This window comes from Rhodovulum sp. YNF3179, assembly GCF_050586465.1.
Lineage (GTDB): Bacteria > Pseudomonadota > Alphaproteobacteria > Rhodobacterales > Rhodobacteraceae > CAJXYS01.
Genome location: NZ_JBOCEG010000002.1, coordinates 12144 through 36953 on the forward strand (window position 1 = coordinate 12144; position 24810 = coordinate 36953).

At 70.1% G+C, this 24810-nt stretch carries 24 protein-coding genes and 1 tRNA gene; 12 read left to right on the plus strand and 13 right to left on the minus strand.

The genetic code is table 11. The annotated features are described in order from the left end of the window. Positions 1 to 22: 22 nt before the first annotated feature. The 5 genes from ACQ5SP_RS02985 to ACQ5SP_RS03005 all read right to left on the minus strand — a co-directional run bounded on the left by ACQ5SP_RS02985 (position 23) and on the right by ACQ5SP_RS03005 (position 4408). Positions 23 to 1234: an acetyl-CoA C-acetyltransferase gene (locus ACQ5SP_RS02985; RefSeq protein ID WP_430936293.1), complete on the minus strand. Its 1212-nt coding sequence runs from the start codon at positions 1232 to 1234 to the stop codon at positions 23 to 25. Positions 1235 to 1275: 41 nt separating this feature from the next. Then, positions 1276 to 1914: a glutathione S-transferase family protein gene (locus tag ACQ5SP_RS02990; protein ID WP_430936295.1), complete on the minus strand. Its 639-nt coding sequence runs from the start codon at positions 1912 to 1914 to the stop codon at positions 1276 to 1278. Continuing rightward, complete coding sequence (locus ACQ5SP_RS02995) at positions 1911 to 2147, minus strand: hypothetical protein (RefSeq protein ID WP_430936297.1); 237 nt, start codon at positions 2145 to 2147, stop codon at positions 1911 to 1913. The genes ACQ5SP_RS02990 and ACQ5SP_RS02995 overlap by 4 nt, the downstream gene beginning before the upstream one ends. A 61-nt stretch (positions 2148 to 2208) precedes the next feature. Then, the gene (locus ACQ5SP_RS03000; RefSeq protein ID WP_430936299.1) at positions 2209 to 3987 is read right to left on the minus strand and encodes an acyl-CoA dehydrogenase C-terminal domain-containing protein; all 1779 of its coding nucleotides are present in this window, start codon (positions 3985 to 3987) and stop codon (positions 2209 to 2211) included. Between the two features lie 22 nt (positions 3988 to 4009). Continuing rightward, a complete protein-coding gene (locus tag ACQ5SP_RS03005) occupies positions 4010 to 4408 on the minus strand; it encodes a MerR family transcriptional regulator (protein WP_430936301.1) in 399 nt (132 codons plus the stop codon). Positions 4409 to 4736: 328 nt separating this feature from the next. On the opposite strand from ACQ5SP_RS03005, the gene ACQ5SP_RS03010 reads away from it, so the two are divergent. The 3 genes from ACQ5SP_RS03010 to ACQ5SP_RS03020 are packed head-to-tail and all read left to right on the plus strand — an operon-like array spanning position 4737 to position 7010. Further along, entirely contained in the window at positions 4737 to 5189 is a 453-nt protein-coding gene (locus ACQ5SP_RS03010; RefSeq protein WP_430936303.1) for a PaaI family thioesterase, read from the plus strand. Then, on the plus strand, positions 5186 to 5695 hold the full coding sequence (locus ACQ5SP_RS03015; protein WP_430936305.1) for a PaaI family thioesterase: 510 nt from the start codon (positions 5186 to 5188) through the stop codon (positions 5693 to 5695). The genes ACQ5SP_RS03010 and ACQ5SP_RS03015 overlap by 4 nt, the downstream gene beginning before the upstream one ends. After that, complete coding sequence (locus ACQ5SP_RS03020; protein ID WP_430936307.1) at positions 5688 to 7010, plus strand: MATE family efflux transporter; 1323 nt, start codon at positions 5688 to 5690, stop codon at positions 7008 to 7010. Before ACQ5SP_RS03015 ends, ACQ5SP_RS03020 begins: the two co-directional genes overlap by 8 nt. Positions 7011 to 7014: 4 nt before the next feature. Here the strand turns inward: ACQ5SP_RS03020 and arsC are convergent, their stop codons facing one another. The 4 genes from arsC to ACQ5SP_RS03040 are packed head-to-tail and all read right to left on the minus strand — an operon-like array spanning position 7015 to position 9113. Then, positions 7015 to 7362: an arsenate reductase (glutaredoxin) gene (gene arsC, locus ACQ5SP_RS03025; RefSeq protein ID WP_430936309.1), complete on the minus strand. Its 348-nt coding sequence runs from the start codon at positions 7360 to 7362 to the stop codon at positions 7015 to 7017. After that, the gene (locus ACQ5SP_RS03030) at positions 7359 to 8417 is read right to left on the minus strand and encodes a quinone-dependent dihydroorotate dehydrogenase (RefSeq protein ID WP_430936311.1); all 1059 of its coding nucleotides are present in this window, start codon (positions 8415 to 8417) and stop codon (positions 7359 to 7361) included. Before ACQ5SP_RS03030 ends, arsC begins: the two co-directional genes overlap by 4 nt. After that, positions 8414 to 8752 carry a DUF952 domain-containing protein gene (locus ACQ5SP_RS03035; RefSeq protein ID WP_430936313.1) on the minus strand — a complete coding sequence of 113 codons (339 nt, stop codon included), beginning with the start codon at positions 8750 to 8752 and terminating at the stop codon, positions 8414 to 8416. The genes ACQ5SP_RS03030 and ACQ5SP_RS03035 overlap by 4 nt, the downstream gene beginning before the upstream one ends. A gap of 31 nt (positions 8753 to 8783) precedes the next feature. Beyond that, complete coding sequence (locus tag ACQ5SP_RS03040; RefSeq protein WP_430936315.1) at positions 8784 to 9113, minus strand: antibiotic biosynthesis monooxygenase family protein; 330 nt, start codon at positions 9111 to 9113, stop codon at positions 8784 to 8786. 128 nt (positions 9114 to 9241) lie between these two features. On the opposite strand from ACQ5SP_RS03040, the gene ACQ5SP_RS03045 reads away from it, so the two are divergent. The 9 genes from ACQ5SP_RS03045 (at position 9242) to tsaA (ending at position 17732) form a co-directional block, all read left to right on the plus strand. Beyond that, positions 9242 to 10816: a bifunctional metallophosphatase/5'-nucleotidase gene (locus ACQ5SP_RS03045; RefSeq protein WP_430936317.1), complete on the plus strand. Its 1575-nt coding sequence runs from the start codon at positions 9242 to 9244 to the stop codon at positions 10814 to 10816. Between the two features lie 60 nt (positions 10817 to 10876). Next, entirely contained in the window at positions 10877 to 11551 is a 675-nt protein-coding gene (locus tag ACQ5SP_RS03050; RefSeq protein WP_430936319.1) for an SOS response-associated peptidase, read from the plus strand. Positions 11552 to 11865: 314 nt separating this feature from the next. After that, positions 11866 to 12177: an ETC complex I subunit gene (locus ACQ5SP_RS03055; RefSeq protein ID WP_430936321.1), complete on the plus strand. Its 312-nt coding sequence runs from the start codon at positions 11866 to 11868 to the stop codon at positions 12175 to 12177. Between the two features lie 64 nt (positions 12178 to 12241). Continuing rightward, positions 12242 to 12318: transfer RNA gene (locus ACQ5SP_RS03060), tRNA-Arg, on the plus strand. Between the two features lie 154 nt (positions 12319 to 12472). Further along, entirely contained in the window at positions 12473 to 13432 is a 960-nt protein-coding gene (locus ACQ5SP_RS03065; protein WP_430936323.1) for a TAXI family TRAP transporter solute-binding subunit, read from the plus strand. Positions 13433 to 13479: 47 nt separating this feature from the next. Next, positions 13480 to 13896 carry a DUF1850 domain-containing protein gene (locus ACQ5SP_RS03070; RefSeq protein ID WP_430936325.1) on the plus strand — a complete coding sequence of 139 codons (417 nt, stop codon included), beginning with the start codon at positions 13480 to 13482 and terminating at the stop codon, positions 13894 to 13896. Next, positions 13896 to 15878, plus strand: coding sequence for a TRAP transporter permease (locus ACQ5SP_RS03075; RefSeq protein ID WP_430936327.1), 1983 nt, complete (start codon positions 13896 to 13898; stop codon positions 15876 to 15878). Before ACQ5SP_RS03070 ends, ACQ5SP_RS03075 begins: the two co-directional genes overlap by 1 nt. An 83-nt stretch (positions 15879 to 15961) precedes the next feature. Then, complete coding sequence (locus tag ACQ5SP_RS03080; protein ID WP_430936329.1) at positions 15962 to 17224, plus strand: aminotransferase class V-fold PLP-dependent enzyme; 1263 nt, start codon at positions 15962 to 15964, stop codon at positions 17222 to 17224. Positions 17225 to 17258: 34 nt separating this feature from the next. Further along, positions 17259 to 17732, plus strand: coding sequence for a tRNA (N6-threonylcarbamoyladenosine(37)-N6)-methyltransferase TrmO (gene tsaA, locus ACQ5SP_RS03085; protein ID WP_430936331.1), 474 nt, complete (start codon positions 17259 to 17261; stop codon positions 17730 to 17732). A 341-nt stretch (positions 17733 to 18073) separates the two neighbouring features. On the opposite strand, the gene ACQ5SP_RS03090 is transcribed toward tsaA, so the two are convergent. From ACQ5SP_RS03090 to ACQ5SP_RS03105, 4 genes are all read right to left on the minus strand, one after another. Beyond that, positions 18074 to 18997: a PHP domain-containing protein gene (locus tag ACQ5SP_RS03090; protein ID WP_430936333.1), complete on the minus strand. Its 924-nt coding sequence runs from the start codon at positions 18995 to 18997 to the stop codon at positions 18074 to 18076. Positions 18998 to 19083: 86 nt separating this feature from the next. Continuing rightward, positions 19084 to 22365, minus strand: a complete 3282-nt coding sequence (locus tag ACQ5SP_RS03095) for a translocation/assembly module TamB domain-containing protein (RefSeq protein WP_430936335.1) — start codon at positions 22363 to 22365, stop codon at positions 19084 to 19086. Then, positions 22362 to 24185, minus strand: coding sequence for an autotransporter assembly complex protein TamA (locus tag ACQ5SP_RS03100; RefSeq protein ID WP_430936337.1), 1824 nt, complete (start codon positions 24183 to 24185; stop codon positions 22362 to 22364). Before ACQ5SP_RS03100 ends, ACQ5SP_RS03095 begins: the two co-directional genes overlap by 4 nt. Before the next feature lie 102 nt (positions 24186 to 24287). Then, positions 24288 to 24746: a DUF5615 family PIN-like protein gene (locus tag ACQ5SP_RS03105; RefSeq protein ID WP_430936339.1), complete on the minus strand. Its 459-nt coding sequence runs from the start codon at positions 24744 to 24746 to the stop codon at positions 24288 to 24290. Between the last annotated feature and the right edge of the window lie 64 nt (positions 24747 to 24810).

The window sequence follows — 24810 nt, forward strand, 5'->3', positions numbered from 1 at the left end:
CTTCGGATCTCGTGCCGCGCGCTCAGACGCGCTCGATGATGGTGGCGGATCCCATGCCGCTGGCGACGCAGAGCGTGGCGAGCCCGGTCTCGGCGTCGCGGCGCTCCATCTCGTCGAGCAGCGTGCCGAGGATCATCGCCCCGGTCGCACCCAGCGGATGGCCCATCGCGATGGCGCCGCCATTGACGTTGACGCGGGCGTGATCGACCCCGAAGGCCTGCAGGAAGCGCAGCACCACGGCGGAAAACGCCTCGTTGACCTCGACCAGGCCGATATCGCCGATCTCCATGCCGGCGGCCTCGAGCACCTTCTCGGTGGCGGGCACCGGCCCGGTCAGCATGATCGTCGGATCGGTGCCGACCTTGGCGCTGGCACGGATGCGGGCGCGGGGGGTGAGCCCATGGGCCTCGCCGAAGGCCTTCGAGCCTACCAGCACCGCCGCGGCGCCGTCGACGATCCCCGAGCTGTTGCCGGCATGGTGGACATGCTCGATCCGTTCGAGGTGCGGGTATTTCATGATCGCGACCTTGTCGAAGCCCGGCATCGACTCGCCCTGTTCCTTGAAGGCGGGCTTCAGCCCGCCGAGCGACTGCATGTCGGTGCCGGGGCGCATGTGTTCGTCGCGGTCGAGGATCGCCATGCCGTTCTGGTCGCGGACCGTGATGACGGATCTGGCGAAGCGTCCGTCCTCCCATGCCGCGGCGGCGCGGCGCTGGCTTTCGACCGCGTAGGCGTCGCAGTCGTCGCGCGAGAAGCCGAATTCGGTCGCGATGATGTCGGCCGCGATGCCCTGCGGGACGAAGTAGCTCTTCATGGCCAGCGACGGGTCCACGGCGATCGCCGCCCCGTCGGAGCCCATCGGCACCCGGCCCATCATCTCGACGCCCCCGGCGACATAGGCCTCCCCCGCGCCGGCGCGCACCTGGTTGGCGGCCATGTTCACAGCTTCCAGCCCGCTGGCGCAGAACCGGTTGATGGCGACGCCCGGCACACGCTCGTCGAAATCGGAGGCGAGCACCGCCGACCGGGCGAGACAGCCGCCCTGTTCGCCGACCTGGGTGACGTTGCCCCAGATCACGTCCTCGACCGCGCGGGTGTCGAGGCCGTTGCGATCCTTGACGGCGTTCAGCACCTCGGCCGAGAGGCGGAGCGCCGTCACCTCGTGCAGCGCGCCGTCCTTGCGGCCCTTGCCGCGGGGGCTGCGCACGGCGTCGTAGATATAGGCGTCGGACATCTGTGTCGTCTCCTGTCAGCAGGGTCGGATATGCGGATGGGTCAGGCCCGGTCGGACGGGCGTCCGGGCATCAGGTCATAGGGATGTTTCCAGCCCGGCTGTTCGGCGATCCGGTCGAGCCAGGCGTCGATATTCGGCCAGTCGGCGCGGTCGAAGCCGAAGGGCTCGGGATAGTAGAGGTAGCCGCAACAGGCGATGTCGGCGATGGTGAAGACGTCGTCCACCAGCCAGTCGCGCTTGCCGAGCTCGGCATCGAGCACCTTGTAGGCGGACCGCAGCCGCGCCTGCAGGAAAGCGATCACCGCCGCGTCCGGGCGCTTATCCTCGGGCAGGAAATTCATCAGGAAGCGCACCGTGCCCGCTTGCGAGCTGAGCTTGTGGTTGTCCCAGAACACCCAGCGGAGCACTTCGCGGCGCTCGGCCGCGCTGCGCCCGCCGAGCTTGCCGCTCTTGGATGTCACGTAGTCCTGGATCACGCCGGACTGGCTCAGCGTCACGTCGCCGTCCACCATGACCGGAACCTCGCCCATCGGGTTCAGCGCGCGGAACTCGGGCGTGCGCGTCTCGCCGTGGAAGAAGTCGACGAAGACGGGCTCCCAGGCGAGGCCCGAGAGTTCCAGCGTCAGGGCCGCCTTGTAGGCGTTGCCGGACTCTCCGAAGCAGTAGAGCTTGATGGTCATCTCTCCCCCTTTGCCGGTCCGTCGCCGGCGGTCTGGCCGTGCCGGGCCACATAAAGCTGCAGGCGGTGCTGGAAACGCACCTCCTGTTCCAGGTCGCCGAGGTTTTCGAGGATGAAGGTCAGCGCCCTGTCAGGGTCGAGCCCGGTCCTGTCGGCGAAACGGCGCAGCTGGCGGTGCGCGGCGTCGGACGTGGCGACGGGGAAACGGCGGGTCAGGCGCTCGGTCCTCGGCATCTGTCTCCTCCTCTGGCGGCCCCCGCGCCGGACGCGGCGGCGGTCTGCACTGGTCCCCTTGCTAGAACGCCTCGGCCTCGAGCGCCATCACCGTCTCGTCGCCCGACTCGATCCGTGCCAGGTGCAGCGCGGTCGCCGGGAGCTGCCGGGCCATGTAGTAACGCCCGGTGACGAGCTTGCCCTCGTAGAAGGCCGCGTCGCCGGTGCCGTTCGCCAGCGCCGCATACGCGGCCTTGGCCTGCCGCGCCCACATCAGCCCCAGGCAGACATGCCCGAAAAGGTGCATGAAGTCGTAGGAGCCGGCCAGCGCCGCATTCGGGTTCTTCATGCCGTGCTGCATGAAATAGGTGCCGGCGGCCTGGAGATCCTTGGACGCGGCCTTGAGCGGGTCGAGAAACCCGGCCTTCAGCGCCTCGTGACCCTCGTTCTCCTTGATGAAGGTTTTCACCAGCTCGAAGAAGGCCATGATCGCCTGGCCGCCCCTGGACGGCAGCTTGCGCCCCACGAGGTCGAGCGACTGGATGCCGTTGGTGCCCTCGTAGATCATGGCGATACGGGCGTCGCGGACGAATTGCTCGGCGCCCCATTCCTTCACGTAGCCCGAGCCGCCATAGGTCTGCTGCGCGAGCACGGTCGTCTCGAAGCCCTTGTCGGTCAGGAAGCCCTTGATGACAGGCGTGAGCAGCGAGATCATCGCCTCGGCCTCGGCGTCCTCCGCGCGCATGGCGCGATCGATCATCTCGGCGCCCCAGAAGGTGAAGGCGCGGGCGCCCTCGACAAAGCTCTTCTGATGCATGAGGTTCCGCCGCACGTCCGGGTGGACGATGATCGGGTCGGCCGGGCCGTCGGGGTTCGCGGTGCCGGTCGCGGCCCGCCCCTGCAGCCGGTCCTGCGCGAAGGCGCGGGCGTTCTGATAGGCCACTTCGCCAAGCGCGTAGCCCTGGACGCCGACGCCGATGCGGGCCTCGTTCATCATGGTGAACATCGCCTTGAGGCCGGTATGCGCTTCGCCGACCAGGTAACCGGTCGCGCCGTCGTAATGCATCACGCAGGTGGCGTTGCCGTGGATGCCCATCTTGTGCTCGAGCCCGCCGCACTGGACCGCGTTGCGCGCGCCGGGGGCGCCGTCCTCGGTGACCAGGAATTTCGGCACGATGAAGAGAGAGATGCCCTTGGTGCCCTCGGGCCCGCCGGGGATCTTCGCCAGAACGAGATGGATGATGTTCTCGCTCAGGTCGTGTTCGCCGGCCGAGATCCAGATCTTCTGCCCGGTGATCCTGTAGCTGCCGTCATCCTGCGGCTCGGCCTTGGTGCGGATCAGTCCCAGATCGGTGCCGCATTGCGGCTCGGTCAGGTTCATGGTGCCGGACCATTCGCCGCTGACCATCTTGGGCAGATAGGTGGCTTTCTGCGCCTCCGATCCATGGGCATGGATCGTCGAGTAGGCGCCGTGGGTCAGGCCCTGGTACATGTTGAAGGCCATGTTCGCCGAGACGAACATCTCGCCCACCGCCGTGCCCAGCAGGTAGGGCATGCCCTGGCCGCCATAGGCGGGGTCCGCGTCGAGCCCCATCCAGCCGCCGGCGCGCATTTCGTCATAGGCGTTCTGGAACCCCTTCGGTGCGCGCACCACGCCGTTCTCGAAATGGCAGCCCTCGGCGTCGCCCACGGGGTTCAGCGGCGCGAGGACCTCGCCGGCGAGCCGGCCGGCCTCCTCCAGCACGGCAGAGGTGACGTCCGGCTCCAGCTCGTCATATCCCGGGATGTCGGAGCCGGTGACGTTCAGCACCTCGTGCAGAAGGAACTGCATGTCGCGGGTCGGGGCGGTGTAGTGCGGCATCTGCGTCGGGCTCCCTGCAGGATTATTCGGCGGCGTCCGGGCGCTTCAGCGACTCGATCATCTGCGCGCCCCAGTCGAGCTGTTGCTTCAGCTCCGCGATGGCCTCGTCCAGTTCGGCGCGCTGGCGTTCCATGTCCGCGAGGCGCTCCTTGGCGATGTCGTAGGTGCGCGTCAGCTGGGTGATCTGCTGGTCGTCCATATCGTAGAGGTCGAGCAGCTGGCGGATCTCCTCGAGGCTGAAGCCGAAGCGTTTGCCCCGCAGGATCAGTTTGAGCCGGGCGCGGTCGCGCTTGGTGAACAGCCGTTTCTGTCCCTCGCGCACCGGGAACAGGAGTTCCTTGGATTCGTAGAACCGTAGTGTCCGCGGCGTGACCCCGAAGGCCGCGCACATTTCGCGGATGGTCATGAGCTGATCGGACATCTCACTCCCCCAATCTCGTCAACTGCCCGGAATTTTGCGGTGCGGGGTCGGCAGATCAAGGGCAAATGTTGACGTTGACGTAAACGTTACGCGACGTCATGGGACCCAGGCGGGCGGTGTGCGGCTGCCCGGGGGGCTGCCGCCGGTTCACGACGCGGACCCCGTTTTCCCCCCCGACGACGCCGCAGGCCCGGGCGCATGGCTCAAGCTCAAGACGGGTCGGTCGTGAAATTGAGAAACGCTCTCACCTGCGAGACTTTAAGCTTGCAGAGAGGAAACCAAGCGCGAATACATGGACCCCGACGCGACAAGGGGACGGCCAGGCGCCATGACCGAGTTCGACAGCGACAGGAAGGCCCGGATGGCCCGCCAGTTCATCGAGGCGATCCCGCATTCGAAGGCGCTCGGGATGGAACTCGAGGAGCTGGGCGACGGCAGGGCGGTTATCTCGATGCCCTATGACCCGCGGCTGGTGGGCGATCCCAAGACCGGCGTGATCCATGGCGGCGCGGTCTCGGCCCTGATGGACACCTGCGGCGGCGCGGCGGCGATGTCGCACCCCTCGGCCCCGGCGGGCACCGCGACGCTCGACCTGCGGATCGACTACATGCGCCCGGCCACGCCCGGCCAGCGGATTACCGCCCGGGCCGAATGCTACCACGTCACCCGGACCGTCGCCTTCATCCGCGCCACCGCCGAGGACGAGGAAACCGGCGCCCCCGTCGCCACCGCGGCCGGCGCCTTCACCGTGGAGCGACCCAGGGAGGGCAGCGCGTCATGAGCCGCACCCCGCCCGAACCGGTGCAGGTCGTCAAGCAGCGCCGCGACGCGGTGCTGACCGCGCTGGTGGACCAGGTGCCCTATATCGGCTTTCTCGGCATCCGCTTCGAGCGCCGCGGCGACGAGTTGACCGCGATGCTGCCCTTCGACGAACGCCATATCGGGAACCCGTTCCTACCCGCGCTTCATGGCGGCGTGACCGCGGCCTTCCTCGAGGTGACCGCGATCATCGAGCTGTCCTGGTCGCTGATCTGGGAAGACATGGAGCAGGGGCGCCTCGCGCTGGAGACTCTGGAAACCGAACCGCTGCCGCGGATGCCGAAGACCATCGACTTCACCGTGGACTACCTGCGGTCGGGGCTGCCGCGCGACGCCTATGCCCGGGCGCGGGTCAACCGCTCCGGCCGGCGCTATGCCAGCGTCCATGTCGAGGCCTGGCAGGACAACCGCAGCCGTCTCTATGCCCAGGCGACCGGCCATTTCCTGATGCCGAGCCGCGATGCCTGACATCGCCGTCGGGTCGCTGACCCACAGGCGGGTGCTGCGGATTGCCGTGCCCATCGTGCTGTCGAACGCCACCGTGCCGATCCTGGGCGCGGTCGACACCGGCGTGGTCGGCCAGATGGGCACGCCCGAGCCGATCGGCGCGGTCGGGATCGGCGCGGTGATCATCACGGGGATCTACTGGATTTTCGGTTTCCTCCGGATGGGCACCACCGGCCTGACCAGCCAGGCGCAGGGCGCCCGGGACGGTGCCGAGGTCGACGCGCTGCTGACCCGCGCGCTGATCATCGGTCTCGTCGCGGGGGCGGTCTTCATCCTGTTCCAGCTGCCGATCTTCGGCGCCGCGCTCGCGCTCGCGCCGGCCAGTGCCGCGGTCGAATCCATGGCGCGGGACTACATGGCGATCCGGATCTGGTCGGCCCCTGCCATGATCGCGATCTTCGGCCTGACGGGCTGGTTGATCGCGCTCGAGCGCACGCGTGCCGTGCTGGCGCTCCAGCTCTGGATGAACGGGCTCAACGTCGTGCTGGATCTCGTCTTCGTCCTCGGGCTCGGATGGGGGGTGAACGGCGTGGCTTTCGCCACCTTCCTGGCCGAGTGGTCGGGCCTCGCGCTGGGGCTCTGGCTGTGCCGGGATGCCTTCCGGGGGGCGGCCTGGCGCAGCTGGGCGCGGGTCTTCGACGCCGCGCGGCTCAGGCGCATGGCCAAGGTGAATTCCGACATCCTGCTGCGGTCGCTGATGCTGCAGGCGATGTTCATCTCCTTCCTGTTCCTCGGCGCCGATTTCGGCGACGTGCCGCTGGCGGCCAACCAGATCCTGCTGCAGTTCCTGGAGATCACGGCCTACACCCTGGATGGCTTCGCCTTCGCCGCCGAGGCGCTGGTGGGACAGGCGATGGGCGCGCGGGCGCGTCCGGCGCTGCGCCGGGGCGCGCTGCTGACGAGCTTCTGGGGCCTCGTCTGCGTGATCGCGCTGGCGCTGGGCTTCGCGATCTTCGGCGGCGCCCTCATCGACGTGATGACCACGGCCCCCGAGGTGCGCGAGACGGCGCGGGTCTACCTGGCCTACATGGTCCTGGTGCCGCTGCTGGCCTTGCCGGCCTGGATGCTCGACGGGATTTTCATCGGCGCCACCCGGACCGCCGACATGCGCAACATGGCGGCGCTGTCGCTGGCGATCTACGGGTTGGCCGTGCTGCTTCTCGTGCCGGCCTACGGCAATCACGGCCTCTGGATCGCCTTCCTGGTTTCCTTCGTGGCCCGCGGCCTGACGCTCGCGCTGCGCTACCCGGCGCTCGAGGCCGGCGCCGGGGCCTGAGCGCTCAGAGCAGCGCCAGCACCGCCTCCGGTGGCCGGCCGAGCGCGGCGTCACCATCGGCGAAGACGATGGGTCGCTCGATCAGGATCGGGTGCTCTGCCATGGCCGCGATGAGTGCCTCCTCCGGGCTGTCCCCGGACAGACCGAGATCCCGAAAGACGGGCTCCTTCATCCGCGTCAGCGCCGCCGCGGAGAGGCCGAGCAGGTCCAGCGCGGTGCGGATCTCGGCGGCGCTCGGCGGCTCCTTGAGGTAGAGCCGGACGTCCGGCGCGGCGCCGTGCGCCTCGAGCAGTTTCAGGGTCTCGCGCGACTTCGAACAGCGCGGGTTGTGCCAGATCGTCACGAGGCTCACAGCCAGTCCTCCCGTCCCGTGCCGACGGCGTCCGCGAGACGGGCAAAGCCGTCGCGTTCCAGCAGCGCGTCCAGTCCCCGCAGGATGCGCGGGACGACCGATATCCCCTCGTAGACCAGCGCGGTGTAGAGCTGCACCGCTGATGCGCCGGCGCGGATCTTGGCATAGGCGTCCCCGGCGGAGGAGATCCCGCCGACCCCGATCAGGGGCATCGCACCGTCGGTCAGCGCCGAGAGCCGTGCCAGCACGCGGGTCGAGCGCTCGAAGAGCGGCCGGCCGGAGAGGCCGCCGGTCTCGTCGCGTTGCGGGTCGGTGAGCCCGTCGCGCGAGAGGGTGGTGTTGGTGGCGATGATCCCGTCGAGACCGGCCGCGGTCGCGACCCCGGCGATCCCGTCCAGCTCGGCCTCGGTGAGATCGGGCGCGATCTTGAGGAAAACCGGGATCGGCCGGTCGAGCGCCGCGCGCGTCTCCATCACGCCGCCCAGCAGCGCGGCCAGTGCCTCGGTGCCCTGCAGGTCGCGCAGTTTCTCGGTATTGGGCGACGAGACGTTGACCGTGGCGAAGTCCACATGCGGCCCGCAGCGCGCCAGCACCGCGGCGTAGTCTGCGGCCCGGTCGGTGCTGTCCTTGTTGGCCCCGAGGTTCAGCCCGACCACGCCCGATGCGGGCCGCGCCGCCAGCCGCGCCGCGATCGTCTCGGCACCGTCGTTGTTGAAGCCGAAACGGTTGATCGCCGCCCGGTCCGCCGACAGCCGGAAGAGCCGCGGGCGCGGGTTGCCGGGCTGCGGACGGGGCGTCGCCGCACCCACCTCGACGAAGCCGAAGCCCGCCCGCAGCAGCGGCGCGATCGCCTCGGCGTTCTTGTCGTACCCCGCGGCCAGCCCGAGTGGGTTCGGCAGGTCGAGCCCGGCGATCCGGGTTCGCAGGCGCGCCGTGCTCACTGGGCCGGGCAGGGGAACCAGCCCCGCGCGCAGCGCGCGGATCGACAGGCCGTGCGCGGTCTCGGGATCGAGCCGGTGCAGCGCGGCCAGCCCGGCACGTTCGACCCAGCTCACGCCAGGTCCTCGGGGAAGACGTGCCCCTCGGGGCCGAGCGGCAGGTCGGCGTGCCAGGTCACGTCGGAGATCAGCAGCCGGCGGTAGAGATGCGGAAAGAGATCGCCGCCGCGGGACGGCTCCCAGGCGAGGGTGTCGCCGACCGTTTCCGACGCGACGGCGACCAGCACCAGCCCGTCTTCGCCAGCGAAATGCTTGGCGGCGGTGGTGCGCAGCTGCGCGGCCGTGGAGAAGTGGATGAAGCCGTCCGCGAGATCGACCGGCGCGCCGGCGGTCTCGCCCGCGGCGCGGAAGGCGGCCCATTCGGGGGCGCGGAATATCTTGTAGATCAGCATGGCGCCCACATGCCCGCGCCGGGCGCCCCGGTCAAGCGTCCTCGGCCGCGAGATGCTGGACCGAATCGAAGACTTCCAGCTCCGGCGGGCCGAGATAGATGTCGGCATGGGCCCCGGCGCCGCGATGGGTCTGGCGGAACGCCTCGGATTTCGTCCAGGCCTCGAAGGCATCGCGGCTGGCCCAGAGCGTGTGCGAGGCGTAGAGCCGATAGCCCGCGTCCGGGTTCTCGTCGCCCTTCATCAGGTGGAAGGCGACGAAGCCGGGCACCGCCTTAAGCTGGCTGTCGCGGGTCTTCCATACGGTCTCGAAGGCGTCCTCCTGGCCGAGGCGCACCTTGAAGCGGTTCATCGTCAGAAACATCCGGGTCTCCCGTCTCGGCGCTATCGCGTTTCGAAATCTCTGCTACAGTTTGGTCATATAGTCGAGGGAGGCGGCCGGCCAATGCGCGGGTGCGCCCGCCCCTCGGGTTTCTTGGAAGGAAAGATCCCATGACCCCACGCATGCTGATTTCCGTGGCCGCGCTGGCCGTCTGCGCCACGCCGGCCGCCGCCGATTATACGCTCACGATTCTGCACACCAACGATTTCCACGCCCGCTTCGAGCCGATCTCCAAGTATGATTCCGGCTGCTCGGAAGAGGACAACCAGGCCGGTGAATGCTTCGGCGGCTCGGCCCGGCTGGTGACCGCGATCGCCGAGGCGCGGGCGCGCACGAACAACCACATCCTCGTCGATGGCGGCGACCAGTTCCAGGGCACGCTCTATTACACCTACTACAAGGGCAAGGTCGCGGCCGAGATGATGAACAAGATGGGCTACGACGCGATGACCGTGGGCAACCACGAGTTCGACGACGGCCCCGAGGTGCTGCGCGGCTTCACCGAGGCGGTGCGGTTCCCGATCCTGATGTCGAACGCCGACATCTCGGGCGAGCCGCTGCTCAACGACGTGATCCGCAAGAGCGTGGTGATCGAGCGCGGCGGTGCGCGACTGGGCCTGATCGGCCTGACCCCCCAGGACACCGACGAACTGGCCAGCCCCGGCCCGAACGTTGTCTTCACCGATCCCGTCGCCGCGGTGCAGGCCGAGGTCGACGCGCTGACCGCCGAGGGCGTGAACAAGATCATCGTGCTCAGCCATTCGGGCTATGGCGTCGACCAGCGCGTCGCCGCCGGGACGACCGGCGTGGACGTGATCGTGGGTGGCCATTCCAACACCTATCTTCATGCCGACGACCCGGACGCGGCCGGACCTTACCCGACCATGGTGGGCGATACCGCCATCGTGCAGGCCTATGCCTATGGCAAGTTCCTGGGCGAGCTGAACGTCACTTTCGACGAGGCCGGCGTCGTGACCGACGCCGTGGGCGCGCCGCTGATCATGGACGCCGCGGTGGCCGAGGACGACACGACCAAGGCGCGCATCACCGAGCTTGGCGCGCCGCTCGACGAGATCCGCAGAATGGTTGTGGCCGAGACGGGCGCGCCGATCGACGGCGACCGGGCCTCCTGCCGCGCCGGCGAATGCGAGATGGGGAACCTCGTGGCCGACGCCATGCTCGAGCGCGTGCGCGCGCAGGGTATCCAGATCGCCATCCAGAACGGCGGCGGGCTGCGCGCCTCCATCGATGCGGGCGACGTCACCATGGGCGAGGTTCTGACCGTGCTGCCCTTCCAGAACACGCTGTCGACCTTCCAGGTGTCGGGGCAGGCGATCCGCGATGCGCTCGAGAATGGCGTCAGCCAGGTCGAGGACGGTGCCGGCCGGTTCCCGCAGGTGGCCGGTCTCAAGTTCTCCTGGGATCCGTCGGCGGAAGCCGGGACCCGCGTGCGCGAGGTGATGGTGCGGGACGCCGGCAGCTGGGTGGCGCTCGATCCCGCTGCGACCTACGGCGTCGTCAGCAACAATTACGTCCGCAACGGCGGCGACGGCTACGCCATGTTCCGCGATGCCATGGACGCCTACGACTTCGGCCCGGACCTGGCGGACGTGACGGCGGAATTCCTCGCCGAGAACGCGCCCTACGCGCCCTACACCGACGGGCGGATCACCGCGGTCGAGTGATCCGGTGTCTGCCGGGGGCCGCCCCTTGCGGGCCCCGGCGGAGCCGCTGGCCTCTCTGCCATGTGCGGGCGTTTCGCGATCACCCTTCCCGACGATGCCATGGCGCGGCTCTTCGATGCCGTGCCGGGCAACGACCTGCCGGCGGTTCCGCGCTACAATGTCTGCCCGACCAACGACATCGCGACGGTCACCAGCGCGGACGGGCAGCGGCGGCTGCGCCCGATGCGCTGGGGGTTCCTGCCGCACTGGTACAAGAGCCCGACCGACGGGCCCCTCCTGATCAATGCCCGCGCCGAGAGCCTGGCCGAGAAACCGGCCTTCCGCGCCGCCTGCCGCGAACGCCGCTGCCTGGTCCCGGCCACGGGCTTCTACGAATGGACGAAGGACGCGGACGGCAACCGGCTGCCCTGGTACATCCACCGCCCCGACGATGCGCCCTTCGCCTTTGCCGGGATCTGGCAGGACTGGGAGCGGGGCGAGGCCCGGTTCACCACCTGCGCGATCGTGACCACGCAGGCCAACGCGGCGCTGTCGTCGATCCACCACCGGGTGCCGGTGGTGATCGCCGCCGAGGACTGGCCGCTCTGGCTGGGAGAGGCGGGAAAGGGGGCGGCGCGCCTGATGACATCGCCGCCGGAGGATTTCTTTGCCTTTCACCGGGTCTCGACGCGGGTGAACTCGAACCGCGTCGAGGGACCGGAATTGACGGAACCGATCGACCCGGATGCGGAGTGACGGCCGCGGCATGCCCCTGCCGGCCCGCACTCCGCGAAAGCGTTACGATCCGTTTAACGAAGGGCCTGAAAGAGATGCAACTTTTACAAGAATTTCGCTTGCCCCGCACACGCCGACCGGACTAGGTTAACGGGGCAAGCAGCATGTCGGTTGTCGGGCGGGGCCGCACCACCCACCCCACCCCTCGCTCCCAGGCCCCGTTCGGCAACCGAAGCTGCCCGTTCCCCCCGACAATCGCCGCCGCGACCACGGAGTCCCTTGCAGAGGGGCGGCGCATTGACGATAAACGGGCGCGTCAGCCAAGGAGATCTGCCATGCGCGCGCGAATCTACAAGCCGGCCCGGAACGCGATGCAGTCCGGTACTGCCAAGACCCGGCACTGGGTGCTGGAATTCTCGCCCGCCTCGCCGCGCGAAGTCGATCCGCTGATGGGCTGGACCAGCTCCGACGACATGCTTTCGCAGGTCAAGCTGAGCTTCGATTCCAAGGAGGCGGCGCTGTCCTACGCGCGCGAGCACGGTATCGACGCCATCGTGATGGAGCCCAAGGCGCGCCGGCACAATATCCGCCCGCGCGGCTACGGCGAGAACTTCGCGCCCAACCGCCGGGCCACCTGGACCCACTGACCGGCCCGCCGCCGCGCGGCTTGGTCTTGATCTCGCGCCCCCGCTGGCGCAAAACCGCGTCAGCGGTCCCGTAGCTCAACTGGATAGAGCAGCTGACTTCTAATCAGCAGGTTCGGGGTTCGAGTCCTCGCGGGATCGCCAGAAATCCGGAAACCGGGCGCGGCCCCGGCCCGCGGCCGACACCCGGAACCCGCCGCGGCGCGACATGGCCGGGATCCCGGAACGCGCTAGATGGGTTGGCGTGCGCAGAAACGGCCGTTACACAAGACGCACACATGTGAAAGGGAGGAAACGCATGAACCTGTTCAAGACCCTGGTCGCAACCGCGCTGGTCGCCGGCACGCCGGCACTCGCGCAGCAGCAGCTTTCCGTCGCCACCGGCGGCACCGGCGGTGTCTATTACCCGATGGGCGGTGGTCTCGCCGAGGTCATCAACAACCACATCGACGGCTTTGCCGCGACCGCCGAGGTCACCGGCGCCTCGGTCGAGAACATGGGGCTCGTCGCGCGCGGCGACGCCGACATGGCGCTCGGCCTGGCCGATACGGTGCAGCAGGCGCAGACCGGCACCGGCCGCTTCGATGGCCAGCCGCTCGAGATGCTGCACGGGCTCGCCTCGATGTATGCCAACATGATCCAGATCGTGACGCTGGAAGGCTCTGGGATCGAATCGCTCGCCGATCTTGCCGGCAAGCGCGTGTCGGTCGGCGCGCCCGGGTCGGGCACCGAGGTCAACGCACAGACGGTGCTGAACGCCAACGGGCTCACCTATGACGACATCGACGAGCAGCGGCTGAATTTCAACGAGACCGCCGACGCGCTCGCCAACGGCGACATCGACGCCGGTTTCTGGAGCGTGGGCGCCCCGACTTCGTCGATCCTGAACCTTGCCACCACCAATGACATCCGGATGATCGAGCTGAGCGCCGATGAGATCGCCGCGGCCCGCGAGGCCAACCCGATCTTCGCGCAGACCACGCTCGCCGGCGGCATCTACGAGGGCGTCGCCGAGGACGTGAACGTGCTCGGCGTGCCGAACGTGCTGGTGGCCTCCTCGGCCATGTCCGAGGATCTCGCCTACCAGATCACCAAGGCCATGTTCGAGAACATCGCTGACCTGCAGGCGGTGCATCCGGCGGCGAACCAGACCACGGTCGAGTTCACCCTCGGCGCGACGCCGATCCCGCTGCATCCCGGCGCGATCCGCTACTACGAGGAAGCCGGGGCCGACGTCCCGGATCGCCTGCGTCCGTGAGGCCTGTCATCGGAGGAGGGCTTCTGGCCCTCCTCCTCTTGCCGACCGTGTCACGCGCAGACACGCTGACCGCTACCGTTATCGACACCGGCGCCGAGATCCTCAGCGCCGACGTGCCCGAGGGCGCGGGGTGGTGCGTGCTCTGGCATCATTCCGTGCAGGGGTTCGAGGTGGAAGACTGCTACGAGAACCGGGCCGGGCGCATGGTGCTCGTCCGCTCGCACCTTCCCGATTTCGCCGCCGGGCTCGACCATATCCCCGGCCGCGGCCGGCAGGTGTCCGACGGGCAGGGCGGCTACTGGATCGAGGATCTCGACGAGGCGGTGCCCGGCGACGCCTATGTCCTGCGCCCCGGCGCCGGCCCCGTGGATCACCGCATCCGGATCGGCGACCGGGTCGTTTCCCTGTCCGACGCGGCCGCCCATGAGCGGGTGCGTATCGCGCTGATCGAGGAGGGAGGCTGATGGTCACCGACATGGCCGGGCAGCCGGAGCCCCCCGGGCCGTCCACCGTGGTGCTCAAGCTGATCACCGTCGTCGGCATCGCGCTGTCGCTCTTCCAGCTTTACGCCGCCGGCGTGCAGCCGCTCGGGCTGTTCTACCAGCGCCCGATCCACCTGGGCTTCATCCTGGTCCTGTGCTTTCTCATCCACCCCGCCTTCGGTCCCAACCGGCCCCGCGGCGTGCTGGGCTGGATCATCGACGGGGCGCTGATCGCCTGCGGCATCCTCGTGGGGTTCTGGGTGCCCTGGAACATCGACATCATCGCCAACGCGATCTTCCCGCGCACGATCGACGTGGCCGTCGGCGTCGTCACCACGCTCGTCGTGCTCGAGGCCGCGCGCCGCGCCGTCGGCTGGGTCATGACGCTGATCGGGGGGATATTCCTGGCCTACGCCTTCGCCGGCGGGCGGGGCGAACTGCCCTGGCTGGCCGACTGGATGCCGGGCATCCTCAATCACAGGGGCTATTCGCTCGACCGCCTGTCCAGCCAGATGACCCTCGGCGCCGAGGGGATCTTCGGCATCCCGCTCGGCGTCGCCGCGACCTTCATCTTCGTCTTCGTGCTTTTCGGCGCCTTCCTCGAGGTGACCGGCGCGGGCAAGTTCTTCATCGATCTCGCCTATGCCGCCACCGGCCGCCAGCGGGGCGGGCCGGCCAAGGCCTCGGTCATCGCCTCGGCCGGGATGGGGTCGATCTCGGGCTCGGCCATCGCCAACGTGGTGACGACCGGCGCCTTCACCATCCCGCTGATGAAGCGGCTCGGCTACCGACCGGCGCAGGCCGGCGGGATCGAGGCGGCGGCCTCGACGGGCGGGCAGATCATGCCGCCGCTGATGGGTGCCGGCGCCTTCCTGATGAGCGAGTTCACGCGCGTGCCCTATGTCGAGATCGTCCTGATCTCGATCTTCCCGGCGGTGCTCTATTTCGGGGCGGTCTACCTGCTGGTCCATATCGCGGCGGTCAAGCAGGGCATGTCCGGCATGACCTCCGACGAGTTGCCGAGCGTGCGGGACGTCATGGCCGAGGGCTGGCATTTCCTGCTGCCGATCGTTGCGCTGATCGCGCTGCTGATCGCCGGCTATTCCCCGATGCGCGTCGGGTTCTTCGCCATCGTCGCGGTGGTGGCGGCGGCGGTGCTGCGGGCGCTCATGGATTTCGTGCTGAAGGGGCCCACGCTGGACGGGTTCGCGGCGCTCTGCCGGGCCGGGGCGGCCAAGACGCTCGAGGCGCTGGAGCTGGGCGCGCGGAACGCCGTGCCGGTCTCGATGGCCTGCGCGGTGGCCGGCATCATCGTGGGCGTCGTGGGGCTGACCGGGCTCGGGCTCAAGTTCTCGGCAATGATGATCGCCTTCTCGGGCGGCAATCTCGTCCTTGCGCTGCTTCTGGTGATCATCGCCAGCCTGATCCTCGGGATGGGGCTGCCGGTGACGGCGGCCTATATCGTGCTGATCATCCTGGTCGGGCCCGCGCTCACCGAGGAATTCGGCCTGCCGATCCTGATCGCGCATCTGGTGGTGTTCTGGTACTCGCAGGACTCCAACGTCACGCCCCCCGTGGCGCTGGCGGGCTTCGCGGGTTCCGCGATCGCCGGATCGAAACCGATGGAAACCAGTTTCCAGGCCTGGAAATTCGCCAAGGGCCTGTACCTGATCCCGCTCTTCATGGTCTTCAACGAACCGATCATCGTCGGCGGGCCGGTGCCGCTGGTGCTCTGGAACGGGGCCATCGCGATCCTGGCCATCGTGGCCTTTGCCGCGGTGCTCGAGGGGTTCCTCTGGGCACCGATCCCGACGTGGCAACGCGCGTTGCTGATCCCGGCCGTGATCGCGGTCTTCTGGCCCGACCTGACGGCCGAGATCGCCGGCGCCGTGCTGATCTGCGGTCTTCTGGGGCTCAACCGTGCCGCCCGCGCCAGGACGGGAGAGACACCCACCACCGCATGACCGCCTGCCGTCGCGGGTATCGCTGACACCCTAATCCGGCGGGCACCGTCCGGGCGCCCGTCCCAAACCGTCGAGGAGAGAGAATGTTCGAGCAGACACCGGGCCTGATGGACGAGATCCGCGGGCGTTTCGCCCATGTCGACAGCTGCCCCTTCCAGGGCGATCGCGTCTTTTTCGAAAACGCGGGCGGCGCGCTGACGTTGAATTCCGTGGTCGAGACCACGACGAAGTTCGCCGCCATCCCCGACAACCAGGGCCGGGATAACCCCGCGGCGCACGCACTGGTCGATATCATCAACCGCGCCAAGGCGGACATGCGGGTGCTCTTCAACGCGCCCGAGGGCCAGTTCTTCGTCGGCGAGAGCGGGACGGAGCTGCTCTTCCGGCTGATCCGCGCGGCCTGTATCGGCACCCGCGGCGGCGGCCGCGTGCTCGGCACGACGCTGGAACATCCCGCCTCGCGCAGCGCCGCCAGACAGTGGAGCGAGATCGCCGGCCAGACCCATGTGCTGGTGGCCCATGACGACGCGACCGGCTCGGTCGATCCGGCGCATTACGCCCCCGAGATCACGCCCGATACGCGGGTGGCCACGATCCTCCACACCTCGCCGGTGACGGGCATGGGCGTGGATGTCGGCGCCATCGCCCGGAAGATCCGCGAGACGGCGCCGGACTGCTACATCATCGTGGACGGGATCCAGCATGCCGCGCACGGACGCCTGGACATCCAGTCCTACGGCATCGACGGCTACGTGATCTCGCCCTACAAGTGCTTCTCGCGTCATGGCTACGGGGTGGCCTGGGTGTCCGACCGGCTGGCGCAGATGCCGCATGATCACCTGATGGGCGCGCCGGGCGAACCCTGGGAGCTGGGCACGCGGGACACCGGGGCCTACGCGACCTTCTCGGACGTGGTGGCCTATTTCGACTGGCTGGGCGGCCGGTTCAGCGACTCCGACGACCGCCGCACCCGGATCGAGGCCGCGGGCCGGGCGATCCACGAGCACGAAACGGCGCTGACCGACGCGATGCTGCACGGCACGGGCAACCTGGCCGGGCTGGCCGACATTCCGGGCATCGGGGTGATCGGCGGCATCGACAATCCCCGGCGCGAGGGGCTGGTCTCGATCACCGTCGATGGCGTGCCCGCAGCCGAGGTCGTGAGCCGGCTGAACGCGCAGGGTATCCGCACCCACACGCGCAAGGCCGATCACTACTCGGGCAACATCCTCGATCCCTTGGGGCTCGACAGCTGCATCCGCGTGTCGCTCTGCCACTACAACACCACCGACGAGGTCGCCCGCTTCCTGACCGCGATCCGCGAGATCGCCGAGAGTGCCGCGTGAACGCGGCGCTCCGCACCGGGCGCGGCGCGCGCCCGTGACCGGGACCCGCGCCGGCGAGGTCGCCGCGGAGACCGGCGCAGCGCGCGATGCGGGGCTCCGGTTCATCGGCCGGATCGGCACGCCCTGGACCGACCGGGCCGATTGCCCGCGCCAGGGCGGGGCCGATGGCCCGGCATGCCGCGTGGAGCTGTTCGCGCCCTTCGACCGGGCGCTTGCCGGGCTGGAGGCCTACGAAACGGTCGAGCTTCTCTACTGGCTCGACCGGTCGCGACGCGATCTCCTGGTGCAGAACCCGACGTCGGACGGGACGCTTTACGGCACCTTCGCGCTCCGCTCGCCCGAGCGGCCCAACCCGATCGGCACGGCGCTTGTCCGCCTGGTGGCGATCGACGGACCGGTGCTGACGGTGCGCGGGCTCGACTGCCTCGACGGCACGCCGCTGCTCGACATCAAGCCCGACCGGGACAGTTTCACGCCGAAAGCGCCGCCGAAGCCGGGCGCCGGTTAGCGGCCCGGGCGGCCGGCCCGCCGGCATCCCGAAAAAGAGCGTCCCGGCGGATGGGGCCGGGACGCTCCGTACTCGCTACGCGGGCACTCGGGAAACCTGTCTCATGGGGATCGTCGCCGTCGCGGGCAGGTCGCGGCATGGGGGGCGGGGGAAAAGGCGGCGGCACGCATACGGTGCGGGGGCCGCGGCCTTGACAGGGCACGCGCCCGTTCCGTCACGGCCAGGCCGGGATGCCACTTGCACTCGCTCACCCGCAAATCGTCACCCTCCGGTCGCGCCGCACGGGGCAGCCTCACCCGAAGCATCACTTATCCACATCACAGTTTTGTGACAGGTCTCGCTCAGTTCAGCCAGATCGGGTTCGACCAGGCCCGCCGCCCGGCCCGGTCGATGACCGTCACCCGTATCCACGGGCTTCGGCGGAAGCGCGACAGCGGCAGCGTGGCCTGGGTCATCGAGATGCCGTGGAGCACCTCGGCGGCGGTGCCCGCGCCCTGGACGATCACCGCGCCCACCGCCGAGCAATCGACCGTGATCTCGCGCGCGCCGAGCGTGATGCCGCGCAACTCGGGGCCCTGGCTGCTGTAGTGCCGCCCGGCCTTCAGCGCCTCCAGCAAGGTCTCGGGGGCGTTCTCCTCGGCCTTGACCATCACCCAGCCGCCGAAATGATCCGGGCCATGGAAATGCGCGTCGTCCGTGGCGACCAGCGACAGGTGCCGGCCCTCGGTCAGCAGCAGGTCGAGCGTGTGCAGGCCATCGGGGCGGTCGGCACCGGTGGCGCAGCCGTGGTTATAGACCTCCACCGCGTGGGCTGCCTCGAGGCTGCGCGCGTCTGCCAGCGTCAGGCCGGACCATTGCGGATGCGCCACCGCGACGAAGGCGCCCGCGTCGCGGGCCCGCGCGGCCAGCTCCGGCCCGGTCTCCTGTCCATCCACCGGGGCAAAGCTCGGCGAGTGGGAGGGCGCGAAATCTGCAGGCAGGCCGACGGCGAGGATATGCCAGAGCTCGCCGTTCGACATGGCCCCGGAATGAAGCTCGGCGCCGGGGATCGTGGTGAAGCCGTTGCCGCGAAAACCCGTCGTATCGGCGATCGGGTAATCGAAGAGCCCGACGAAGTGATCGGTGAGGCTGATGAAGTCGTAGCCCTCGGCCCGGTAACGCCGGCAGACCTCGGCCGGGGACAGCGCCCCGTCTGACAGCGTCGAATGGGTGTGCAGGTTGCCGCGGAAAAAACGGCCGGGGGCGGCGAAGGCGTCGGGCGTCATCGTGTCTCTCCTGGGGCGCGCGCGCGCTGAAATGCCGGGCTGGCCTAGCATTCGCCTGCGACCCTTTCGTGACAGCGCGTCCGGGCTCAGTAGTCGCGCTCGAAGAAGATGCCGATGCCGCTCTCGCCTTCCGCGCCGACGCTGCCGCGCGCGGTCAGGCTCGGGGTCACGTCAAGATTGATCGTGATTTCCGTCTTGCCGTCGGAGCCGATCACCAGGTCCGTGTAGACGTTGTCGGTGATGTATTTCCCGATCCGTGCCGTGGTGCCGCCGTCCTCGCTGGTCTGGATGTCGAGATCGTCCAGCCCGAACTGGTCGCGTAGCCGTCCGATCACCCCGACGCTGCCCCGCCCGCTGAGTTCCGCGATCGCGTCGGCGAGCTGGGCGGCCTGGAAGGCTGACAATTCGTCGATGCCCCGGCCGAAGAAGAGCTGCGCCAGGATCTCGTCCTCGGGCAGCTCGGGTTCCGAGCGGAAGGTGATCTCCGGATCGGTGGCTGCGCCCTCGACGATGATGAAGACGATCACGCCGTCGTCGGTTTCGGACCGCGCGACCAGCCTGACGCGCGGCTCGAAGGTTCCCGCCAAGCTGAGCGCGCCCTCCGTCAGCACCAAGCGCTGGGCCAGGATGTCGAGCCGGCCGCGGACCAGCTCGAACTGGCCCGTCGGGATGACCTCGGCGGTCGTCCCGGCCAGGCGCAGCTCGCCGCCAAGCTCCGCGTCGAGCCCGCGCCCGCGCAGGAAGATCCGCCGCGGCGCCGAGATCGTCACGTCGAGCGGGTAGGCCGGCCCGGCCGTGCCGCCATCGCCGTTCGCGTCGCCGTCCAGGAGATGCGCGCGCTGGCGTGTCGTGCGCACGTCGCCCGGTTCGCCCAGGTGGGTGATGGGCGGGATCGCTTCGAGGCTGCCGAAGGTCGAGGTCGGCACCCGCAGATCGGTCTCGCCGAGATCGATGCGGCCCGCGATGCGCGCGCCCCCGGCCAGGGCGCCGTCGACCGTGACGTCGCCGGCGAGGGAGGTGCGGTAAAGCGCCGGATCCTCGAGAACCACGTTGCGCAGCCCGATGCGCAGCGCACCGGGGAAGCCGGCGTCGGGCGCCAGGGTGACGCGGCCGTCGGCGGTAATCCGTCCCCCCGTCTCGACCGCGGCGCCCACGTCGATCTCGACCGCGCCCCCGGCGATATCGGCCCGGGCCTCAACGTCCTGCAGCGTCAGCCGCGCCTCGGGCAGCAGCACCCGCGTGCCGGCGGTCGAGACCCGCCCCGAGAGCGCGCCGATGCCGGGCGGGCCGTCGATGGCAAGATCGAAGTCCAGGTCCCCGCGCAGCCGGACGCCGCCGCCGATCACCGCGTCGGCCAGCGCCAGAGGCAGGCGCCCGTCCACGTCGAGATCGGCGCGGTTCGCCCCGGGCGCGTAGCTGCCGGCCACCGTGGCGCGGCTGCCGCCCGGTCCCTCGAGCGCGACGTCGAGCCTGTAGTCCGCGCCGTCCTGTCCCACTGTCCCGGCGACCGACAATGGCCCCGACAGCGCGTCGGTGAGCCGCGCGACATCGGTGATCCGCGCCGCGACCTCCAGCCGGGTCGCCCCGCTGGCGACGCTGCCGTCCGCCGATGCCTCCAGACCGGGGGTGGTGATCTCGAAGGCGCGCAGCGTGACGCCGCCGGTATCGCGCCGGGCCGAGAGCGCAAGCCGCCCAGGCCCGCCGACGAGCACGTCCGCGGTCGGCTCGCCGATCGACAGGCCATCTGTCCGTCCCGCCGCCTCGATGTCGAAACTGCCCGAGAGGAGCGTCGCGCTCCCTTCGGCTTGCAGCTCGGCCATGCCCCGCAGCGGGCGTCCGGCGAGACCCGAGAACCGCGACAGGTCCGCAGCCGAGAGCTGCACCGTCCCCTGGGTCGCGATCCCCCCCGCCAGGTCCGAGACCCGCCCGTCGAGCGACAGGCTGTAATCGGCCCCGCCGAGCCGGACATCCGCGAGTTGAAGCGCGCCGCCGGCCTGCCACGACAGGCCCGCCGCCGCCGTGACGCGCGGGCCGGTCGCGCGGGCCAGTGCGGCGTCGGCGAAGGCGAGGCCCTCGGCGGTGGCCTCGACCTGCGCCCGCACGGCCTTGATCCCGCCGGTGTCGCGGGGCTGCCGGGTCAGCGTACCCCGCGCGTCGAGCGCAAGCCGATCGATGTCGGTGCCGTCGCGTGTCACTTCCTCGGCCAGGATGGAGCCCTGCCAGCCGCTGCCGCGCTTGGCGTCGTAGGACAGCGTCAGGCGGGCACTGCGCAGGCTGGTCTGCGGCGCGCCTGCCGGCAGGATCACCCGGCCGCCCGACGCGGCGGCGATCCGCCCGTTGAGATCGAAACGCTCGGGGAACCCGTCGGCGCCGATCCGGGCGGTGCCGCCCAGGCCGAACTGCGCGGTTTCGATGTCCAGCCGCTCGATCACGGTTACGCCCGAGGGCGTGCGGTGACCGGCCAGGTCAAGCCGCGTGTCGGCCCCGAAGAAGGCCCGGTAGTCGGCGTCCATCAGCGGGCGGATATCGCCGCCGAGATCGGCGGAGAAGCGCTGCGTTCCGGCGCCGGCGGCGTCCTCGTCCCGTGCCAGCCGAACCCGCCCGGTGAGACGGTCGCGGCCCTCCGTCGCCAGCCGGATATCGGCCGTGAAATCCGAGAGCGCCCCCGTGCCCGCCACCGTCAGCGCGACCGCCGGCCGCCCGGGCAGCTGAAGAAGCCGGGCGGCGATCCCGTCGGACTCTTCCTGCAGGTCGAGATCCAGCGCGAGGTCCTGCGTCGCGTTGTCATAGGACGCGTCGAGCGCGAAACGCCCGCGCGGGCCATCGATGCGGGCGATCTCCAGCGTGGCCGTGCCGCGCCCGGAGACGAGCGCCAGCCCCCCTTTCGCAGTGAGCGCCGTGGCCTCGCCCAGAACCGGGGCGCCAAGGTTCACGCGCTCCGCGCTGATCTCGCCGATCTCCACCGACACGGGCAGCTCCGGCAGGGCGAACTCCTGCGCCTCCGGCGCCGGCGCCGCCGCATCCCCGTCGCCCGCGGGCAGGCGGGGCAGGGCGATGCGCTCGGCGGTCAGCCGGTTGACCTCGACCCGGCCGCGCAGCAGCGCGCCCCGGTTCCAGTCGAGCGTCACCCCCTCGAGGCTGAGCCAGACGCCGTCATCATCGGCGATCGTCAGCGTTGCGATCGTCGCCTCGGAGCTCAGCGCGCCTTCGAAGCCGTCGATCCGCACCTCGCGCCCGGCATCGGACAGCAGCTCCTGCAGCTTGCGCGTCAGGAATCCCTTGCCCTCGTCGCCGTCGTCCTGTGCGGCCGCGAGGGCGGGCAGCAACAAAACGGCCAGGGCGGCGCAGATATGTGCCAGCTTTCTCAAAATGCCTGTCCGATACCGATATAGACGTGGATGCTGCCGGACTCGCCGCCGCGCACCGGAGTGGCCAGGTCGACCCGCAGCGGCCCGATCCCGGTGTCGTAGCGCAGGCCGAGCCCGGCCCCGGCATGCCAGTCCCCGCTGCCGTCCGGGAAGGCTTCCGCGCCGACATAGCCGGCATCCGCGAAAACCGCCATACCGAAGGGTCCCGTGACCGGCATCCGCGCCTCCAGCGACACGGCGGTGAAGGACCGCCCGCCGATGCTGTCGCCACCGCCCAGATCGATGCCGAGCGACTGGTAGTCCTGTCCGCGCACCGTGCCGCCGCCCCCGGAATAGAACAGGTAGTCGGGCGGCACCTCGCTGCCCGCAGCCCCGGCGAGGCTGCCCAGCTGCAAGCGCCCGGCCAGGACCGCCGGACCGATCTGCCGGTAGGCGCGGCCGTCGAAGGTGAGCCAGAGCCCCGTGGTGCCGGCGTCCAGGTCGGTGAAGGGCGTGGCTTCGAGGTCGCCGTAGAGCCCGGCGGTCGGCTCGAGCCGGTCGTCGCGGCCATCCCAGGTCAGCCCGGCGGGCAGGGTGACGAAGGTGAAGTCGCGCTCGCCCTGGTCGTCCTCGACCCGCGCGATATGCGTGCCCACCGCCAGCCGGCCCGTAAGCCGGTCGCCGAAGCGTTCCGAGAAGATGTGCTCGACGCCGATATCGGCCTCGAAGCGGTCGGACAGGTAGTCGGGCTCATCCTCGCGGCCGATCTCGGCACCGATGCTGAGCGTGGTGTCGGGCGTGAAGGTCGCGGGCCGGGTGAAGCGGGTCGACAGCACGTAATCCACGCCGCCCGTCTCGCCCCCGATCCCGGCGATCTCGGCGTCGAAGCGCAGTCGCTCGGCCCCGCCTCGCAGGTTGCGGTGCAGCCAGAAGCCGCTCAGCGTCAACCCGTCGACGATCGAGAACTCGGCCCCGCCCCCGATGCGGCGCGGTTTGCGGTCCGAGATCTGCGCGGTGATGTCGAGCCGCCCGTCCGGGCCGATCACCTCGCCTTCCGAAAGCGTGATCGCCCCGAAGGCTCCGGCCCGCCGCAGCCGGCCCGCGGCGCGTTCCAGCGCCTCGGGCGAGAAACGTTCGCCGCTCGGCAGCCCCGCGATGGCACGGATCCGGTCCGGTCGAACGCGCGACTCGCCGGTGACGATCAACCTGCCGAAGCGGGCCAGCCGGCCCGGATCGATGATGAAGGCCGCGTCCACCCTGCGGTTGCGGTGATCTGCCGTGATGCTCTGGTCCGTCGCACGGGCCTTGGGGCGGCCGGTCTCGCGCCAGCCTTCGATCGCGGTCTCGACGGCCTGCCGCATCGCCGGGGTGCGCGCGGCGGCGCCGGCCGCCACGCTGTCCGGCAGCGCGGTGCCAGGGGCGAGGGGGGCGACCTCGACCCGCCCGAAGGTGAAGAGCGGGCCGGGCCGGACCGTGATCTCGACGCGGTCGACCTGCTCGGGGGCGTCGAGCGGGGCGATGCCGGACGCCTCGCGGCCGTCGACGCGGATCGTGATCACGCCGCCATAGTGGCCCTGGGCGTAGAGCGCGGCCAGCAGCCGTCCGTAATCGGCCTGCGCCGCGGCGACCAGTTGATCCGCGTTGGTCTCGCCGTCGCGCTCGGCCGCGACCAGGAGCGAGGCCGCCTCGAGGGCCGCGGTGAGATCCTCATCCGCCGACGGCGCCGCCAGCGATACCTCGGCGGCATCCGCCGCGCCCGCGGCGGCAAGCCCGCACAGGCCAAGCGCCAGGGCCGCCAATGTGCGGCGGACGGGTCCGGGCCGGAAAGACGGCAGGCGCATGTGAACCGATTCCCCACGAAGCATCACGGTAAAGTCTGGCATAGCTAGGCCGGGAGGCACAGCGTCAAGCGCAGCCTGCGGGTTTCCGGGGCGCGACTCCGCTCAGGACCCCGCCCAGTCCTCCAGCCGCGCCCGCATCCGGGCGTGGTGGTCGCCCGCCCAGTAGAGCCGGCCACAGGCCGGGCAGGCGAAATACGGTCCGCCGATGCGGCGTGCGCCGTCGGGCAGCCGGGCGCGCTCGGCCGACGAGGCGGGCCGGAGACGCGCGTTGTCGACGACGCAGCGGGTGAAGGGAGCGGCCAACCAGTCCAGCCCGAGCCTGCGGCGCAGCTCGCGGGCCTGGTCCGGCACGGCGCTGCTCTCGAGCAGCAGCAGGCGGCCGGTCGCCGCCTTGCGTTCGGCGAACCCCCGGTCCCGGCTCAGCAGCAGCCGGTCCTCGGCGATGGCCGTCCCGAGCACCGCGCGATCGTCCTGGCCGGGCGTGGCGAGCCGCGTGTCGTGGCCGGCCGCGCGGAGCCAGCGCGCAAGCCGGCCCAGCATCTCGTCGCAGAGAAGCCTCATGCCCGGCCTGCCCGGAGCGCGACCGAAACGCGTCTTGGCATTTCCGGGCGCCTGGCCCAAGACT

What these genes read in the sequence shown, in the direction of transcription:
- ACQ5SP_RS03035 (WP_430936313.1), bottom strand. Translation starts at nt 8,752, where the DNA reads ATGCTGATCTACAAGATATTCCGCGCCCCCGAATGGGCCGCCTTCCGC.
- ACQ5SP_RS03065 (WP_430936323.1), top strand. Translation starts at nt 12,473, where the DNA reads ATGAACCTGTTCAAGACCCTGGTCGCAACCGCGCTGGTCGCCGGCACG.
- ACQ5SP_RS03010 (WP_430936303.1), top strand. Translation starts at nt 4,737, where the DNA reads ATGACCGAGTTCGACAGCGACAGGAAGGCCCGGATGGCCCGCCAGTTC.
- ACQ5SP_RS03015 (WP_430936305.1), top strand. Translation starts at nt 5,186, where the DNA reads ATGAGCCGCACCCCGCCCGAACCGGTGCAGGTCGTCAAGCAGCGCCGC.
- ACQ5SP_RS03075 (WP_430936327.1), top strand. Translation starts at nt 13,896, where the DNA reads ATGGTCACCGACATGGCCGGGCAGCCGGAGCCCCCCGGGCCGTCCACC.
- ACQ5SP_RS03100 (WP_430936337.1), bottom strand. Translation starts at nt 24,185, where the DNA reads ATGCGCCTGCCGTCTTTCCGGCCCGGACCCGTCCGCCGCACATTGGCG.
- ACQ5SP_RS02985 (WP_430936293.1), bottom strand. Translation starts at nt 1,234, where the DNA reads ATGTCCGACGCCTATATCTACGACGCCGTGCGCAGCCCCCGCGGCAAG.
- ACQ5SP_RS03050 (WP_430936319.1), top strand. Translation starts at nt 10,877, where the DNA reads ATGTGCGGGCGTTTCGCGATCACCCTTCCCGACGATGCCATGGCGCGG.
- ACQ5SP_RS03105 (WP_430936339.1), bottom strand. Translation starts at nt 24,746, where the DNA reads ATGAGGCTTCTCTGCGACGAGATGCTGGGCCGGCTTGCGCGCTGGCTC.
- ACQ5SP_RS03005 (WP_430936301.1), bottom strand. Translation starts at nt 4,408, where the DNA reads ATGTCCGATCAGCTCATGACCATCCGCGAAATGTGCGCGGCCTTCGGG.
- ACQ5SP_RS03000 (WP_430936299.1), bottom strand. Translation starts at nt 3,987, where the DNA reads ATGCCGCACTACACCGCCCCGACCCGCGACATGCAGTTCCTTCTGCAC.
- ACQ5SP_RS03055 (WP_430936321.1), top strand. Translation starts at nt 11,866, where the DNA reads ATGCGCGCGCGAATCTACAAGCCGGCCCGGAACGCGATGCAGTCCGGT.
- ACQ5SP_RS03045 (WP_430936317.1), top strand. Translation starts at nt 9,242, where the DNA reads ATGACCCCACGCATGCTGATTTCCGTGGCCGCGCTGGCCGTCTGCGCC.
- ACQ5SP_RS03020 (WP_430936307.1), top strand. Translation starts at nt 5,688, where the DNA reads ATGCCTGACATCGCCGTCGGGTCGCTGACCCACAGGCGGGTGCTGCGG.
- ACQ5SP_RS03090 (WP_430936333.1), bottom strand. Translation starts at nt 18,997, where the DNA reads ATGACGCCCGACGCCTTCGCCGCCCCCGGCCGTTTTTTCCGCGGCAAC.
- ACQ5SP_RS03040 (WP_430936315.1), bottom strand. Translation starts at nt 9,113, where the DNA reads ATGTTTCTGACGATGAACCGCTTCAAGGTGCGCCTCGGCCAGGAGGAC.
- ACQ5SP_RS03080 (WP_430936329.1), top strand. Translation starts at nt 15,962, where the DNA reads ATGTTCGAGCAGACACCGGGCCTGATGGACGAGATCCGCGGGCGTTTC.
- ACQ5SP_RS02990 (WP_430936295.1), bottom strand. Translation starts at nt 1,914, where the DNA reads ATGACCATCAAGCTCTACTGCTTCGGAGAGTCCGGCAACGCCTACAAG.
- ACQ5SP_RS02995 (WP_430936297.1), bottom strand. Translation starts at nt 2,147, where the DNA reads ATGCCGAGGACCGAGCGCCTGACCCGCCGTTTCCCCGTCGCCACGTCC.